At 67.5% G+C, this 2,585-nt stretch carries 1 protein-coding gene; it reads right to left on the bottom strand.

Annotated elements, in window-relative coordinates:
* On the bottom strand, positions 1-2,585 hold a 2,585-nt coding region (locus tag AB0D93_RS41455; protein WP_362131929.1), incomplete at both ends, for a condensation domain-containing protein.

The raw sequence follows: 2,585 nt of genomic DNA, 5'->3' as shown, positions 1-2,585 counted from the left end.
CCCGGCGTGCGCTCAACCTGAGCCTCCACCAACTCATGCAGACACACATCACCGACCTCACGCGACACACCACGCCACCGCGACACCACCAGATCCAGCTCACCCTCCGGAAGGAAGGACACCCGCGCATCACCCTCGGCATCCGCGGCCATCGCCTCCAACACCGACCGATACATCCCCACGATCCGTCGTCCGTGGACCCGTGCGAGGTCCCGGGTATTGGCCTGCAGCGCGACCTTGCTCGGCGATGCGGTGATGCTCAGCGCGAACTCGGTCACGCCGTTGCCGAAGCTTCCGCTGGTGTCCACCTTCTCGGTGTCCACATGGTGGAAGTTCTGGTAGTTGAAGAGCGAGTCGATGAGACGGCCGACGCCGGCCTCGCGCTGGATCTCCGGCATCGGGAAGCGGCGGTGGCCCCACAGCTCCACCTCCCGGGCGAACGTACGCTCGACGAGTTCGCGCCAAGTACGCGCTTCCCGGTCGGCCGGAACGGGCAGGGTGTTGAGGTACATGCCGTACACCCGGTCCGCACCCGACACCTCGGGCCGCGCGTCGCACACCAGGCCGGTGTGGAAGGCCGGCTCGTCGGTGAGCATGCCCATCACCTTCAGATGAGCCGCCAGCAGCACACTCTTGAACGAGGCGTTCGCCGCGGCCGCCACGGCGCGCAGGCCGGTCTCGAGGTCCGCGGTGGAGACGTCCAGTGCGTACTCCTCGCCTCCGCCCTCGGCCGTGCCCTCCCAGCCGGACGGCAGGGCGAACGGCACGTAGTCGGCCACGATGCCGCGCCAGTAGGCACGGTCCTCGTCCGAGGCGAGGGCCTCCAGCTCGCCGGCGATGAAGTCGGCGTAACGGACGTCGGGCACGTCGTACGGCTCCGGCTCCAGGCCGTCACGCAGCCGCATGTAGCAGCCGATGAGCTCCATCAGGAGCGATTCATTGCTCCATCCCTCGGTGATCGCGTGGTTCTGCGTGACACCCAGACGCCAGCCGCCCTCCTTCTCCAGGAAGACGGTGAAGCGCAGTTGAGGAGCCGTTCGCAGGTCGAAGACCCTGTCACGGTCGGCGATCACCAGCTCGTACAGCGCCTGGTGACGTGCGGTGTCGTCCAGGTGCCGCAGGTCGTGCACGGCAACGGGGATCTCGGCCCGCGCGTGGACGAGCTGCAACGGCAGCGAACACGTGGAGAAGTCGAAGGAAGTCCGCAGGACATCGTGCCGCTCCGCCACCACGGCTGCGGCCTTGCGCAGCGCGTCGGCCGAGAACGGCTTGTCGTCGCGCACCCAGTGGGAGGCCGAGCCGTGGTACGTGTTGCGGTCGGTGTCCGCCAGCATCTCGACGACCATGCCGGTCTGCACCTGGGACAGCGGGTAGGCGTCCATGACGCCCTCCGGCAGCTTGGCCCGGTCCTCGGCGCTGATCAGCGCGAACGGCGCAACGGCCCGTACCTTCGTCTCCTCCGCCGTCGGCGCCTTCGTACCGGCCACGGCCTCGCACAGGGCGGCGATCGTGCGGCACTGGAAGATCTGCTGGATCGTCGCGTCGAACCCGATGGCACGGAGGGCGCCGACGAGGGAGACGGCGCGGATGGAGTCGCCGCCGAGGTCGAAGAACGAGTCCTCGACGCCGACCCGCTCCAGCCCCAGGACCTGGGCCCACACCGACGCCACGCCCATTTCGACCAGCGTCCGCGGCGCGACGTACTCGCTCCTGGCGAAGGCGTCCTGCTCGGGAGCGGGCAGGGCACGCTTGTCGAGCTTGCCGTTGGGCGTCAAGGGCAGCGCCCCCAGCTCCACGAACGCCGCCGGAACCATGTACTCAGGCAGAACACGGCCCAACTCCGAGCGGACGGCGGAAAGATCGACCGTGGCGCCAGGAGCGGGAACGTAGTAGGCCACCAGACGCTTGTCACCCGGAGTGTCCTCACGAACGATCACCACACCGTCACGGAAGCCTGCACACGCCGACAGCGCGGTCTCGATCTCGCCCAGCTCGATCCGGTAGCCACGGATCTTCACCTGGTCGTCCATACGGCCCAAGAACTCCAGACTTCCGTCCTCGCGACGACGCGCGAGGTCACCACTGCGATACAACCGCGACCCGGCAGGACCGAACGGGTCGGGAACAAAACGCTCGGCGGTCAGAGCCGGACGGCCCAGATAACCACGTGCCACACCGGGACCACCGACATACATCTCGCCCGGGACACCGACCGGCACCAGATTCCCGTACGAATCCAGCACGTGAATGGACAGGTCACTGAGCGGCCGCCCGATCGGATTACCGGCCCCTTCCGCGAAGTCCCGCTCCATCAACCGGTAATACGTGGAATGCACCGTGGTCTCAGTGATCCCATACATATTCACCAGCGCGGTCTTCTCCAGACCCAACCGGTCCACCCACGGCCGAAGCTCACCCACCTCCAGCTTCTCGCCGGCGAAGATCACCGCTCGCAGCCCCAGCTCACCCACACGCGGATCACCATCAGCGGCCGCACCCACCAGCGAACGGAACGCGGACGGCGTCTGCGACAACACCGACACCCGCTCCCGCACCAACAAGTCCAGGAACTCGTCCGGCGACTG

Source organism: Streptomyces sp. NPDC048191, from assembly GCF_040652655.1.
GTDB lineage: Bacteria > Actinomycetota > Actinomycetes > Streptomycetales > Streptomycetaceae > Streptomyces.
This window is presented reverse-complemented; position numbering and strand designations above follow the sequence as displayed.